Below are 12,780 nucleotides of genomic sequence, written 5' to 3'. Positions count from 1 at the left end.
CTAAGTTTCTATCTGATGATCTATCTAAGTATCTATCTCTGTACGATGGGTGATTTTCACCCCCCCCCTGGGTGATTTTCACCCCCCCTGGGTGATTTTCACCCTCCCCCCCGGTGATTTTCACTCCCCCCTGGGTGATTTTCACCCCCGGTTTCGGCCTCAAAAAGCTGCTCGACGCCGGGTGGGAGACGGTCAAGATCGTGGCGCGCCAGCATGTAATACTTGACCTGCCGGCCCGGATCGGATGCATCCAGCCACACGCGCACGAAGCCATGTTCGATGGCGCGCTTGATGCCATCGCGCGCCGCCTGGGGCTGCAAGCCCGTGCCGGAATCGATGCGCGTGCCATCCTTGCGCTTGCGGCCGGCGCAGATTTCATCGACGCTCATCGCCTTGTAGTCGTCGCCGTAACCCCACGTGTGGCGCAGCACATAGAGCACAACCTTCAACTCAGCCTCGCTCGAAAAACGCGCCAGGTTCTCGTATATCGCTTTGGGCAGCTTGACCCAGTTTTCTTCAGGGTCATCGAAGCCGCCGAACTTCCAATCGTCACTCATGATCGACCGCCTTTACGTCGCCGGCGTCGATCTCGCACTGGAAGCCGATTACACGCGAGTCGAACGCGTCTTGCAGCGTGGCGATATTTGCCAGCCCCGCCAGCGCCTTGTCGTTGGCCGGCGCCATGCTCAGGATGTGCGCCGCTTCCGCCAGCGCATTCATGGCGCGCGCATAGAGCCGGCCGCGATACTCCTCCATGTCGAGATCGCCCACCGCCCGTCCGCACGCATGGCACAGGCGGCGTAGGCCGTAATCGCCGTATTTGGTTTTGATATGCCGAACGATGAGGTTTGGGTGCGCCGAAGACCCGCAGATGGCGCACGGGGCGTGGACAGGGAGGTTTGCGTCAGTTGCCGATGGCGGCACTGTCGGCACTGGATCGCCGGTGACGCCGTGAATCGCCCGCCCAATCTGGCGAAGCACAACGCGTTCTGCGTCCGCCAATGCGGGCCGAGCCACGCGTCCCGTCAGTTCGTCCCAGGTCGCATCGCGTTCGCCGGGCGCCGCCGGCTGCAACACCTGAAACTGGTACTCGAAATCGAGCGGACGCGCCTGATTGTTGCGCTCCCCAATCTTCTTGTACGTGTACCGGATCGCGCCGCTGCGCTGGAGCCGGCCCAACGAGCCGACGATGATCGCTTGCGGCAACTTGAGTTCCGCCGCGATTGCCGTCAAACGCGTATCTGGATGTTGGCGGATAAACGCCAACACCATTTCATCTTCCTTGAGCATAGTGTCACCCTTTCAGCCGAATATACCGCTCCCCAAACACAAGCTCCGCAGAGCGTTCTTCTTGTTTGTGCAGGCTGCCGAGCATTAACCACGTCACCATCGCCAGCGGCAACACCAGCACCACATCGACGCCGGCAACCACCGCCAATACCGCGCCGCGCCATAACCAACTAGGCGCCATTCGTCTCCTCCCTTCCTGCTTCTTTATGCAAAGCGCATAAACTATTCCGCCCGGCATATTTGTATCGGTCTTGACATTCCTTACAACCTGCGCGATTATTAGGAAGAACGCACGTGCAATCTCGCAGAATGTTCGGCGCAATACGCACCGCCGACAGCAGCACCTGAGTTGCAGTTTCACCAGCCTGACCGCTGGAAAAAACTGGTATGGAACATCCGTTCTGGCGCACAGTAAACAAAAAGTTCATCGGGACGCCTCATCGATGGCGGCGTTCACAATGTCGTCGTATGACGCACGACGATCTGTTGCTGTGCGCGATAACTGGCGCAGGGTCGCCATTGCTTCAGGGGAGATGTTGATGCGCCGGAATTCATCCCGTTCCGTCTCGACGGCGAGACGCGGGTGAAGAATCTGGTCGCATAACTCGCGGTACGTCCGGGCGCCGCGTCGCTGTTTGAGTTGGGCAAGCCGTGCCACCGTGCTTGCCTTGACAAATAGGGGTGCGACGCCCGATTTTGATTCAGACATGCTATCTCCTCTCATAAAATATAGCGTGTATGAATAATATCATTCACTCAGGAATAGTGCAAGTGGCAAGTTGCACGATCATCGAGGCTTTAGTTGCAAGGAGGGCGATGTGAAATTAACGGTCAGTCCATCTATGATCAGTACGTTTGGCGGCAGGGTGGCGACGTTGCGTCAGTTGAACAACATGACGCAACTGGAGTTAGCCGAACAGTGCGCCAAGCGCGGGATCGCTTTGTCGCAGGGGTACCTATCGCGTCTGGAAAACGATAAACGCAAGCACATGACGCTACCCAATGCGGGTATCGTGTTGGTGTTGGCCGACATCCTCGATACAACAACAGATTTCCTTCTGGCGCGCACCAACGATCCAACGTCCTTACCGCGTAGTCCGTTGCTCACCGACGAAGCGCGCGAAGCGGCGCGCATTGTCGATGGACTATCCGCGCTGCGTCGTCAGGAAGCAATGAATATGCTTCGTCTAATTGATAAGGCCAGCGTCGATCTGCAAGAGTACCATGCCAAAGAGCGCCGGCTGCTCGAATCAATTGAGCGACTGGCCGGCAAGGAAGTCCGCGATCAAATTGCGGCTACCTTGCACGATGATATGCCGTGACCGTTTAAGCCGTTGCGTGATTGCATATTGCAGCAACAACTCAAGCGCAGCTACGCGACGCGCAACGGCGTCTTTCTCCTCAGCGATCAGGTCTTTTTCTGAGTCGTATTCGAATTCAGGCATACGTCGCGATCTGGTTATCTTGTCACCATTGACAAAAAGGGGAAAAATCGCGAATCTCCTCGATCCCCGGTAGGCGATAGGTTGAAGGCTATCGGCAAGCATAGCATATTCTAGTAAGCCGGTTCAACGTGCAAAACTTACAAAATTCACACGAATCATTGCGTTTTGTGTCGTGGGCTGCCGTTAGTAGCCGCCCACAAGCCGAAAAAGAATCTCTGCCGGATCAACGCCGGCTCAATCACGAGTTTGTAGCCAACCTCTCGCGCCACTATCCCGGCTACACCGGCGCCATCATTGCCGATCTCCAGGTTATCGGCAGCCGCTCGATTGTAGAGCTATCCACCGCCGCCGAGACCTATCCCGACGCCTACGGCGAGTTGCTGCGTCTGGTGCGCGCTGGCGCCGTCGATGCCATTGTGTGCCGTTCGCGCGACAGGCTAGGCCGCACCGATGCGCTATCGATCACCGTTGAACGCTTTTGCCTGCAACACGGCGTCATCGTCGTGCCGCGCCAGAGTTTGCCGACGACGCTCGACATCAAGACGCTGCGCGACTCGGAGGGCGCCGGCCTGACCGCCGCCGTCGAGGGGTATCTGACTGGCTCAGCGGTCAGACGCCTGGTCAACGAGCACGCACGCGGCATGACGGCGCGCGTGAGCGTCGAGAAGCGTTTCCCGTCGCATTTGCCCTACGGCTACATCTACCGTTTCACGCCAGACGGCCAGCCCACTGTTCAGATCGATACGGAAGCCGGCGCCGCCATCCAGGAGGCCATCCGGCTCTACCTGACGCACCGCAACTACCGCGAGATTGCCGAAGCGCTTAACGCCGGCGGCTACCGTCCAGCGCGCGGCGCCGCCTGGACGCCCGACATGGCAAAACACATCGTCGCCAACGTGGACGCCTACGCCGGCTACATCTCGCTCAACCGTCGCTCACAGACTGGACGCACGCCGGTGCAGGTGCGCGGCGACCACGCCGCAATCATCAGCGAGCGCGACCGCCAAGACGTATTGAGCTTGCGCGCCACGCGCCAACAGGCGCGCATCGGGCGCGGCAGTGTCTTTTCCGGCGTCGTGGTCTGCACCGCGTGCGGCAAGACGCTCTCCAGCCAAGTGCAGTACTACCAGTCCGGCAGCGAACGCATAGCCTACCGCCGGCTGCGCTGCACGCACTGCCGGCCACAGCACAGCATCGCAGAGCAAGAGATCGAGGCCGTGCTGATTGCCGCCATCGACCAGTTGACGCAAAGCGGTGATCTTTCGGCGTTTTCCGAACAGGCGCGCCAGACGCTGCTTGAAAATGCACCTGACGTGGGTGAACGCCAGCGCGTGCTCGATCAGGCGCTGGCGTTGATTGCTCAGAAACAGCAGCGCCTTCTCAACTTGTACGTCGAGCGCGATGATCTGGCGCCGGAATTGTTTGGGGCCGAAATGGAACGCCTGAAGCGGGAGGCAATCAACCTCCAGGCGCAACTCGACGCACTACGCACACAGGTCGGCGCCGTGGCGGATGCCGAAAGCATCGCCGCTCGTCTACGTGAAGTGCAAAGCATCGGGCGCTATTTAATTGAACATCGCGCCGCCGATCTGCGTGGGGCGCAGATGTGGCTGGCGCAGGTTGTGCGCGTGGAAGTGAAACCGACAGCCGGCAGCACAGAGATCACGGCGGTGCGCTGGCTGGTCTGACATCGGCAGAGTGACAGGGTGACGCAATCGCATATCCGGTTTGTCTCTTGGACGGCGGTGTCTAGCCGCGCCCAGGCAGAGAAAGAGTCCTTGCCGGATCAACGCCGGCTCAACCACGAGTTCGTGGCCGATTTGGCGCGCCACTATCCCGGCTACACCGGCGCCATCGTTGCCGATCTCCAGGTCATCGGCAGCCGCTCAATCGTAGAGCTATCCACCGCCGCCGAGACCTATCCCGACGCCTATGGCGAGTTGCTGCGTCTGGTGCGCGCCGGCGCCGTCGATGCCATAGTGTGCCGTTCGCGCGACAGGCTAGGCCGCACCGATGCGCTAATCGTCACGCTGGAACGATTCTGCCTTGAGCATGGCGTCATCGTCGTGCCGCGCCAGAGTTTGCCCGTCACGCTCGACATCAAGGCGCTGCGCGACTCCGAAGGCGCCGGACTGCTCGGCGTGATCGAGTCGCATTTTGCCCACAGCGCCGTGCGGCGCATCGTCAACGAGCACGAACGCGGCATGATCGAGCGCGTCGCCAAGCACAAGCAATTCCCTTCTCATCTGCCCTGGGGCTACAAGTACCACTACAGCGAAACCGGCGCACGCACCGTCGTCATCGACCCGCCCGCCGCCGCCGTCATCCGCTACATTCTGGTCGATCTTTTCCTTGATGAAGACCTGGGACGCGTCGCCATTACGCAGCGACTCCAGGCTGAGCGCCAGCCGTCGCCAAGCGGCAAGCTCTGGGACTACGGCGCGCTGCGCAAGGTCTTCCGCATTCCCGACCGTTACGCCGGCTACATCCTGGTCAACCGCGTCTCGAAAAACGCACGCCCGCTGACCAGGGTGCGCGGCGACCACCCGGCCATCATCACCGACGCGGAACTGACGCGCATCCAGACCAAGATCGACGCGCTGACCACGCAGCACGATCCACCCTTCAGTATCCTGGCCGGCGTCGTCTGGTGCGCCGTCGCCAATCAGCCGATGTACACCGCGCACGCGTCCCATAATCCACCCATCACGCACTTTCGATGCTACTACTGCGAGAAGCGCGGTGAGGGGCGCCACAACGTCAGTGAGAAGCGCCTGTTGACTATCGCGCGACTCGCCATCCAACAACTGACAACCAACGCCGACGCACGCGAGGTGGCGCGCCAGATGCACGCCGCTGACGCCGCGCGCATCGACGCCGAACTGGACGGCGTGGCCGCCGCGCGTGAGCGCCTGCTCGCCAAAGAGCGCCGGCTGCTGCACACCTACGTGCATTTACCGGAAACGCAACTCGACTGGTTCGACGCGCAAATGGCGACGTTCCAGGCAGAACGCAAACGCCTGGACGATGCCGAGCAAGACCTGCTGGCGCAGCGCGCGGCAATCGAATCCGCCGAACATTCGGCGGATAACCTGGCGGCGCTGCACGCGCTAGGCGACCGCATGTTTGACGAGGCGACACCGGCGCAGCTACAGGCTTGGTTGTCGGGTTGCTTGAGAATCTACGTGAGACCGGGCGGGAAGGGAAGAAAAGATCGAAGTGCTATCATCGAGCGGATCGAGTTCGTCTGACTTGGCGCAAATCTGTGTGGTATGGACATGCCGCGCCGCTATGCGCTATCGGTTGGATCGTGGTAGACCATGCGCTCCCACAGGTCGTCTGGCGGTTCGACGCCGATCTCGGCGTAGCGCACCATCGCCGCCGTCCAGATCGCATCGACCGTGCTCAGCTTCACGTCAACCGGGTGATCGCGGATCAACTGGCTGAGATAGCCCGTGCCAAATCCGGCCCGGATACTCAACTGATTGATACTGATCTTCAACTGCCATTTGAGGTCTCCATCGATGAACTTGATATTGAGAGACGAACGCACGCGTAGCTCCTATCTATTTTCGCGACATAGATGACACCCTGATTATAGAGGCTATATCCCAAATGTCAATACTATAACCCAAAATTTGCAAACCGATTTTCACTATTTTTGTGTTTTGGTCTATAAGTTTTGAGTTTTAGTATTGACAATCATCATTTTCCGATCTATCCTATCTTGCAGATCGGCAATACGCACAAGGAAAGGTGACAGACTCATGCAGGTAATCACAGTGTTCGTGGCAAAAGGCGGCGCCGGCAAGACGACGGTCTCGGCGCACCTACTCGGCGCGCTAGCAAAGCGCGGCGTCAAGACGCTCGGCATCGACTTGAATCCCCAGGCGCACTTTTGCGCCAACCTGGGCGTTGAGAAGGGCGAGGCTGCCGCCGCGTGGACGATGGGGCTGGCGTCGGCGCGGTTGGAAGAAATGGTCGTGGCGGCGCGCCAGCACGCATGGATGCTGCCGGCCAACGACCTGCTCACAATGGCGGAAGCCGGCGTGCTCGGCGCGCACAAGCCCGTGACGGATTTCCGCCAACGCGTGCGCCAGCAGTGGGATGGCGACGCGGTGGTCTTCGACACGTCGGATCACGGCTACTTCAGCGAGATGGCCGTGGCCGCCGCCGATGTGGTTGTGATTCCGGTGCCGTGCCGGGCGAAAGATGTGTCGGCATTCCAGCCGACTGTCGAAGTGATTCAGAACGTGCGCAGCAAAGCGGGTTTGCCGCAAGCAAAGCTCCTGGTTGTGCCCAACATGTTCGACGGGCGCAACAAGGAGAGCGAAGTGCAGTTGCTCGCCTTGCGTGACCAGGTGCGCGGCGTCAGTCACGCCACGCTGACCGGCGTGATTCCGATTGCGGTTGACATCGACCGCGCCGGCAAGGTGGGGCTGCTACTGTGGGAGGCGTTCCCGTACCATGCGCACGCCGCCCTGTTGTCGTCGGAATTGGCGGATGGTCTTCGTTGGGCAGTCGGAGGTGAACGTGTCAGTCAACCTGCGTGAGATACTCGGCGGTTCCATCGCTGAGATGCTCGGAAACAACGGCAATGGCGGCGCACAGGTGATCGACCTGGATGCCAACCGCTGGACGGAAGGACAGGCGACGATTGCTGATCTTGTTTTCGACGCGCAGTACCAGATGCGCGTCGAGCATATCCACGACGATTACGTTGTGGAACTGCAAGAGCGCCTGGCCGCCGGCGAAGATTTGGGCGAAATCGAAATTCGCATTGTCGAGGGGCGCTGGTGCGTCACCGATGGCTGGCAGCGCACCGAAGCGCACAAGCGCGAGGGTTACACCCAGATCGCCGCGCGTTGGCGCGTTTCGACGCACGAGGAAGCGAAGGACGCTGCCTATCTTGCCAACACGCGCCACGGCAAGCAGTTGAACGACGCCGACAAACACCACAAGCTCAAGGATGCTTGCGCGCGCTGGCGCGATAAGCTCGAAAAAGGCGAGATGACCGTTACGGCGCTGGCGCGCAAGACCGGGCTGACCATCAGCTTTGTGCATCGGCACAGCAGCAAGTACGTCACGCTGCCTGCCGTGCGCATGGTCGAGCGCAACGGGCAGCAGTTCTGGCAAAACACGGAACACATCGGGCGCCCACCCAAAATCGCGCCTATCGAGGACGAGGCCGGCGACGATGTGCTCTACGAAGACGACGACGCTGACACGACGACGCAAAGCGCGCCGGCGCGCAGTAATGGCGGTGGCAGCGGCGCCGCACGCAGCGCAACGAAAAACGCTGGTGCTTCTCGCAACGGTGGGGCGCAGAGTGCAAGCCGTGAAGATCACGTCTCCTTCCACGTGCCCGCCAGCCGTGTCGAGGAATTCAAGGAGTATATCCGCGCATGGGAAGGCGCGGACGATCTGCGCAATCTGATTTTGTCGCAGGTGTGAGGTGGTCGATGCCCGTGCCGATGATCTTTGGGATGGCAATCGTGGGCGGCGTGGCGCTTGGCTTTGCGTTCCTGGCGCTGGAAGCCGGCTTTCCTCGCAATGTGGTGCGTGACCGGCTCAGTCAGTTCTGCATCGGCCTGATGCTGGTGATTCTGGCGCTGTCGGGCGGCGCCTTGTCTGTCAATGCGGTGCTGGCATCGTTGGTGCTGGCGTTAGGGTGGTGGTGATCATGGGGATGCGTGACGAAGCCTACACAATCGTGCAGGTACTCAAAGCCTACAAGCGCAAGGTGCGCATCGAAGCGCACCCGGTCTCTTACCAGACGGCAAGCGAGAACGTCCATGTGTTGACGCCGCTCGACGGCGCCACCATTGACCAGATCGTCAAGCTGGAAAAGGAGATTGAGCAGGCGCTGACCTCCACGCGCAACAGCACTGTCCAGGTGCGCTGGATCAAGCAGGGACGCTTTGCGATCATCGTCCCGCGCACCGATCCGCAGCCGGTCTCCCTGCGTGCGATGCTCGAAGGCGTCCCCAGGGGCGCGCCGGTTGTGACGCTTGGCGAGCACTACGATCACTCGTTCGTGCCGTTTGGCTCGCAGGTGCGTTCGCCGTCCTGGTTACGCTTCAGTCTGGCTGCCTCGTCCACGCCGCACCTTATCGCCGCCGGCACAACTGGCAGCGGCAAGACCACGCTGATGAAAGCGATGGTGTTGTCGTTGGCGGTCGCTTCCAGCCCGGAAGAAACCGCCATGATCCTGATCGACCCCAAAGCGGTCGATGGCTTTCCCGGTCTGGCCGGGCTGCCCCATCTGGCACACCCGGTCGTCACCGACTCGGAAGAAGCGTGCGCGATGCTGGCCGCCATCGTCGAGGAGATGGAGCGCCGCGAACGTGAGGCGACGGTCAACGGCGGGCGCGCCGGCAACTGGCAGCGTCTGGTCGTGGTGATCGATGAACTGTCGGCGCTGATCGAGAAGCAGCCCGACATCGCCACCTACTTCAAGATGCTGGCAGAGAAAGGGCGCGGCTTGCTAATCCACCTGATCGGCGGCACGCAGAAAATCTCGAAGGCGTCGCTGACGCCGGAAGCTGTCGCCAACGTGCCGGCGCGCGCCGTGGGCCTGGTGGCTTCGAGCGATGAAGCCTACTACGCGACCGGCGTGCCGGGCAGCGAACTGAACGCGCACAAGTTGCCAGGCTCTGGCAGCTTCATGTTCACGCTCAATGGCTCGAAAATCTGGGCGTTCCAGGCGCCCTGGGTGCCCGCCGAAGATCAGGAACGCATCATTCAAGGCATCAATGGCTGGTGGCAGGGCAAGCGCACGACGTTGACGCTCCAGCCGGTCAATCGCCGCACAGCGTCACGCCCTTCTGCGCCCGAAGAAAGCGCAGAACCGGTCTACACGGCCTCGGTCGCACCGCAAGACGAACGCGCCCGGCGCCACGCCGAAATGCAGGCATTCATCCAGTACGTGTGCGTCAGCGAAGGCGCACCGCCATCGGCGCATCGCGTGCGCCAGGAGTACCAGCAGCGTTACCATGTGGCGCTGAATGCCTACACGGCGCAGGCGCTTTTGCAGAAGACTGTGAATCAGTTGCAACCATCGTGAGGATCGAACCATGCGCACCGCATTCGTAGCAACCACCATCGCCGTTGTCGCCATCCTCGGTTTCGGGGTCTTCTTCCTGCTCTTTGTCGAAAATTCCATCGGCAAAAACGGGGTGATCCTGAGCATTGCCTTCGTCGGTTTTGCCGGCGTCGGCATCGTCATCCTGTTGATTCTGGCGGCAACGGTAATCGTGACTGGGCGCGTCTTTGGCGACACGGTAGGCGCACAGTCGGATGCGTTCGCGGCGTTCCTTAAGAGCTTTGGGCAGTGGGCATCCTATATGAAGGAGACCGCCAAGCAACCAAAACAGCCCATCGAAGCGCCAGTAGTCGATGACGAGTGGACTGTGTACGGAGCGCCAGTTGCGCAGTTTGGGGCGCCACAGCAAGGGCGTCTACCTGGTGCGAACACGCAGCAGCATCAACTGCCCGTGTTCCCCGATGAGTTGCCAGCACAGCAGCAAGCGCGCTCGGCAGCCAGTGAAGTGATGGTGAGGTGAGTATGTTCGGAATCGCCATGCAGTTGCTGACGGCTATCGCCCTGTCCGTCGCCATCCTGCTCAACAGCACCGGCAATCGCGATGCAACCAACTACGCGCTGTTTCTAGCCGCGATGTTTCTAATTGTATCGGTGGCGGCGGCGCTGAAAGGCGGTGAAGATTCACCGGATAATCAGCCGCCGGCGCAGGTCGCACCGCCGCCAGCGCCTACCAACACCCGCAGAGGCTTCGTGCCGGCCACGCCGCCCGAAGCGCCGTCAGCGCAGAACCCTGGCGAAATACGCGGCTTCACTTTCTGAAAAGAGAAAGCCCCTGGGGAGTGCCCAGGGGCTTTCTCTTTTGCGGCTTCAGCCTACTTGGTGATCAACACCATCTTCGTTGATACGTTCGTACCGGCCTCGTGGTAGAAGGTGCCAGACGGCAAATCCTCGACCACTTCACCGCCTACGTCTTCCAGCCACGTCCGAAACGCAACCGCCCGACTGTCGCTTCGATAGAACGCACCCGCGCCCATGATCGCGACCAACCGCCCGCCTTCACGCAGAAAGTCGTAGGCGTGGCAGACATGCGAGATGTCCTGCCCATCCTCGAAGGGAGGATTCATTACGACGCGATCTATCGGAGTGTGGCGCCAACGCTTGGCTGGAATCTCCAAAAAATCACCATCGGCAATGACGATGCGGGCGGTATACTTGAGTCGCAAGATGTGGAGCAGGGTGTAGGCGTGCTCGACCGCGATCACCTTCGCTCCGGCATCGAGCAACGGCGTAACGATATTGCCCTTGCCGGCGGATGGCTCCAGCACCAGCATACCCGGCTCGACCTGAGCGTAGTCGAGCATCTTGGCGACGACATCAGCCGGCGTCGGGAAGAATCCGGGAATGCGCACGCCGATCAGCGCACGTTCGGCCACCGTCACGGGGTCTGGTTGCGCCGGCGCAACTACGTGCGGCAGCAACTCACGCAGTGCGTGACGTAAGATCGGCAGGTTGTCGATCCCCATCCGTTCCAGCCGCTGATAAGAGATCGTGCTTGCCCGTATTGCCTCCGTCCAGTAGTTGTTAATCCCTGGAAACATGCCGGCCAGCGTTACCATCGCGTCGGCGCCCATCTTCGTGCGGGCCGTTACCATGCCGCTGCTGCTGACGCCCTTGATCATGTTGTTGAGCACGGCGAGCGCATCGCCGGCGCCACGCTTGCCCTTGAGCAGCGTCGCCACTTCGCGCGCATCGCCTTCGTTCCACGCCGGCCAGGGATACTCCGCATGGCGAATGTCGGCAGCGTCGTAGCGCACCGGGTCGCTGTAGGAGATGGTCTCGCCGCGTGCCTTTGCGCCGGCGATCATGGCGCGGCGCAGCAGATAGAGAAGCTCGGCAACCTGCACGGCGCTGCGCACGTTGGCAAGCACCGTCAACGCATCACCGTTCGCTTGCGCCGTGGCGATGCTCATGATCGTAGCGGCCATTGCCTGGTCGCTGCGTGCGTCCGCTTCCGCGCTGGCCGCCATACGTGCGCGCCGCACGGTGTTGGTGAGTCGATCCATCGCCAGCACATCGGCGGCGGCGCCGTCCTTGCGGATAGCGTACTGCGCCAGGCGATCTGCGGCTCGCTCCTCACGCATCCGGCGATTGCGTTCCCATCGGTCGCCGGCGCTTACGTCGCCGTCCTTGACGCCGGCAAAGGTCTCGGCGTCTTCTTTCTCCCAAAACAGGAAGCCGTTGGAGTAACGCGACCAGCCGCCGCCCAACCGCTCGGCGGCCTCGGCCAACTGCTTGTAGATGTCGCCATCGACGCGCGTCGAGAGCCGCACGATCCAGATGTCCACGTCCTTCTGCGTGTGACGTTCCTGCGTGACGGTCAACTCGACATCGCCCAAATCGACCTGATCGATCTTGGCGCGCCGCTCCTGCTCAGCACGGATGTTAGCCTGGTCGCGCTCCCAGATCAGGGTGTCGAAACGCTCCAGTTGATCATCGGTCAGCGCGTCCACGCCCTTGCTGCGCAGGAAGACGGAAAAATCTTGCAGCGTTTGGGGATCGGTCAGTGCAGCGGTGTGTGCGGCAGCACGCTCTGCGCATCGGGCTGCGTAGGCGGCCATGTCGTCGGGGGTAATCGCCTCGATAGACTTGCGCACTTGCGCCAGCCGTTTTGCCTCTACCTGTCCTGTGCGGTGATCGTCGTAGCTGTACGAGTAGGCGAGACCGACCGGCGACATCACCGTGAGCACGCCGGAAATCGCCTTGTATGCCTCATCGGCCACTTCGGCCTTCTTGCTGCCACGCGCCACGGTAAGCAGCCTGGCAAGCAACTCCTTCAGTTGCGCCACTTTGAGCGCCTGAAGTTCAGCCAGTAAATCGCTCTCGAAGTAGAGCTTGATCGCCCACTCTTTCCACGCCACAGCGTCGATCTCGCCGTTGCGTGCCTTCTCCCACTGCGCGAACACACTTTCGACAAGCATATATTCTCCTTTGGAATCACCT

Annotated in this window: 15 protein-coding genes; 9 read left to right on the top strand and 6 right to left on the bottom strand. The window is 61.0% G+C overall.

Going from position 1 to position 12,780, the window contains the following annotated elements; genetic code table 11:
- Positions 1-98: 98 nt before the first annotated feature.
- The 4 genes from IPK79_00390 to IPK79_00375 form a co-directional block, all read right to left on the bottom strand.
- Positions 99-557: a hypothetical protein gene (locus tag IPK79_00390; GenBank protein ID MBK8188891.1), complete on the bottom strand. Its 459-nt coding sequence runs from the start codon at positions 555-557 to the stop codon at positions 99-101.
- Positions 550-1,290 (bottom strand): hypothetical protein, encoded by a 741-nt coding sequence (locus IPK79_00385; GenBank protein MBK8188890.1) that lies wholly within the window; start codon positions 1,288-1,290, stop codon positions 550-552. The genes IPK79_00390 and IPK79_00385 overlap by 8 nt, the downstream gene beginning before the upstream one ends.
- A 4-nt stretch (positions 1,291-1,294) precedes the next feature.
- Entirely contained in the window at positions 1,295-1,471 is a 177-nt protein-coding gene (locus IPK79_00380; protein ID MBK8188889.1) for a hypothetical protein, read from the bottom strand.
- 243 nt (positions 1,472-1,714) lie between these two features.
- Positions 1,715-1,999: a hypothetical protein gene (locus tag IPK79_00375; GenBank protein MBK8188888.1), complete on the bottom strand. Its 285-nt coding sequence runs from the start codon at positions 1,997-1,999 to the stop codon at positions 1,715-1,717.
- A gap of 109 nt (positions 2,000-2,108) precedes the next feature.
- Here IPK79_00375 and IPK79_00370 point away from each other — a divergent pair, with 109 nt between their 5' ends.
- The 3 genes from IPK79_00370 to IPK79_00360 all read left to right on the top strand — a co-directional run bounded on the left by IPK79_00370 (position 2,109) and on the right by IPK79_00360 (position 5,986).
- Entirely contained in the window at positions 2,109-2,612 is a 504-nt protein-coding gene (locus tag IPK79_00370; GenBank protein MBK8188887.1) for a helix-turn-helix domain-containing protein, read from the top strand.
- Between the two features lie 281 nt (positions 2,613-2,893).
- Positions 2,894-4,423 (top strand): recombinase family protein, encoded by a 1,530-nt coding sequence (locus tag IPK79_00365; protein ID MBK8188886.1) that lies wholly within the window; start codon positions 2,894-2,896, stop codon positions 4,421-4,423.
- Between the two features lie 90 nt (positions 4,424-4,513).
- Complete coding sequence (locus IPK79_00360; GenBank protein MBK8188885.1) at positions 4,514-5,986, top strand: recombinase family protein; 1,473 nt, start codon at positions 4,514-4,516, stop codon at positions 5,984-5,986.
- A 38-nt stretch (positions 5,987-6,024) separates the two neighbouring features.
- Here IPK79_00360 and IPK79_00355 read toward each other — a convergent pair whose 3' ends face one another.
- Positions 6,025-6,288, bottom strand: a complete 264-nt coding sequence (locus tag IPK79_00355) for a hypothetical protein (protein MBK8188884.1) — start codon at positions 6,286-6,288, stop codon at positions 6,025-6,027.
- A gap of 214 nt (positions 6,289-6,502) precedes the next feature.
- Between IPK79_00355 and IPK79_00350 the strand changes: the two genes are divergently transcribed.
- From IPK79_00350 to IPK79_00325, 6 genes are read left to right on the top strand one after another with little or no spacing between them, the layout of a single operon-like run.
- Positions 6,503-7,288 (top strand): ParA family protein, encoded by a 786-nt coding sequence (locus IPK79_00350; protein MBK8188883.1) that lies wholly within the window; start codon positions 6,503-6,505, stop codon positions 7,286-7,288.
- Entirely contained in the window at positions 7,269-8,189 is a 921-nt protein-coding gene (locus IPK79_00345) for a hypothetical protein (GenBank protein MBK8188882.1), read from the top strand. The genes IPK79_00350 and IPK79_00345 overlap by 20 nt, the downstream gene beginning before the upstream one ends.
- A gap of 14 nt (positions 8,190-8,203) precedes the next feature.
- Positions 8,204-8,416 carry a hypothetical protein gene (locus tag IPK79_00340; protein ID MBK8188881.1) on the top strand — a complete coding sequence of 71 codons (213 nt, stop codon included), beginning with the start codon at positions 8,204-8,206 and terminating at the stop codon, positions 8,414-8,416.
- 2 nt (positions 8,417-8,418) lie between these two features.
- A complete protein-coding gene (locus IPK79_00335; GenBank protein ID MBK8188880.1) occupies positions 8,419-9,801 on the top strand; it encodes a hypothetical protein in 1,383 nt (460 codons plus the stop codon).
- Positions 9,802-9,811: 10 nt separating this feature from the next.
- Entirely contained in the window at positions 9,812-10,300 is a 489-nt protein-coding gene (locus tag IPK79_00330; GenBank protein MBK8188879.1) for a hypothetical protein, read from the top strand.
- Complete coding sequence (locus IPK79_00325; GenBank protein ID MBK8188878.1) at positions 10,297-10,599, top strand: hypothetical protein; 303 nt, start codon at positions 10,297-10,299, stop codon at positions 10,597-10,599. Before IPK79_00330 ends, IPK79_00325 begins: the two co-directional genes overlap by 4 nt.
- A gap of 53 nt (positions 10,600-10,652) precedes the next feature.
- Here IPK79_00325 and IPK79_00320 read toward each other — a convergent pair whose 3' ends face one another.
- Positions 10,653-12,758 (bottom strand): hypothetical protein, encoded by a 2,106-nt coding sequence (locus tag IPK79_00320; protein MBK8188877.1) that lies wholly within the window; start codon positions 12,756-12,758, stop codon positions 10,653-10,655.
- Positions 12,759-12,780: the final 22 nt, after the last annotated feature.

The sequence above is a fragment of the Vampirovibrionales bacterium genome (assembly GCA_016712355.1).
Taxonomy (GTDB): domain Bacteria; phylum Cyanobacteriota; class Vampirovibrionia; order Vampirovibrionales; family Vampirovibrionaceae; genus JADJRF01.
The sequence above is the reverse complement of the archived record's forward strand: the minus strand, read 5'-3'. Positions and strand labels throughout refer to the sequence as shown.

What these genes read in the sequence shown, in the direction of transcription:
- IPK79_00385 (MBK8188890.1), bottom strand. Translation starts at nt 1,290, where the DNA reads ATGCTCAAGGAAGATGAAATGGTGTTGGCGTTTATCCGCCAACATCCA.
- IPK79_00350 (MBK8188883.1), top strand. Translation starts at nt 6,503, where the DNA reads ATGCAGGTAATCACAGTGTTCGTGGCAAAAGGCGGCGCCGGCAAGACG.
- IPK79_00335 (MBK8188880.1), top strand. Translation starts at nt 8,419, where the DNA reads ATGGGGATGCGTGACGAAGCCTACACAATCGTGCAGGTACTCAAAGCC.
- IPK79_00380 (MBK8188889.1), bottom strand. Translation starts at nt 1,471, where the DNA reads ATGGCGCCTAGTTGGTTATGGCGCGGCGCGGTATTGGCGGTGGTTGCC.
- IPK79_00330 (MBK8188879.1), top strand. Translation starts at nt 9,812, where the DNA reads ATGCGCACCGCATTCGTAGCAACCACCATCGCCGTTGTCGCCATCCTC.
- IPK79_00375 (MBK8188888.1), bottom strand. Translation starts at nt 1,999, where the DNA reads ATGTCTGAATCAAAATCGGGCGTCGCACCCCTATTTGTCAAGGCAAGC.
- IPK79_00390 (MBK8188891.1), bottom strand. Translation starts at nt 557, where the DNA reads ATGAGTGACGATTGGAAGTTCGGCGGCTTCGATGACCCTGAAGAAAAC.
- IPK79_00320 (MBK8188877.1), bottom strand. Translation starts at nt 12,758, where the DNA reads ATGCTTGTCGAAAGTGTGTTCGCGCAGTGGGAGAAGGCACGCAACGGC.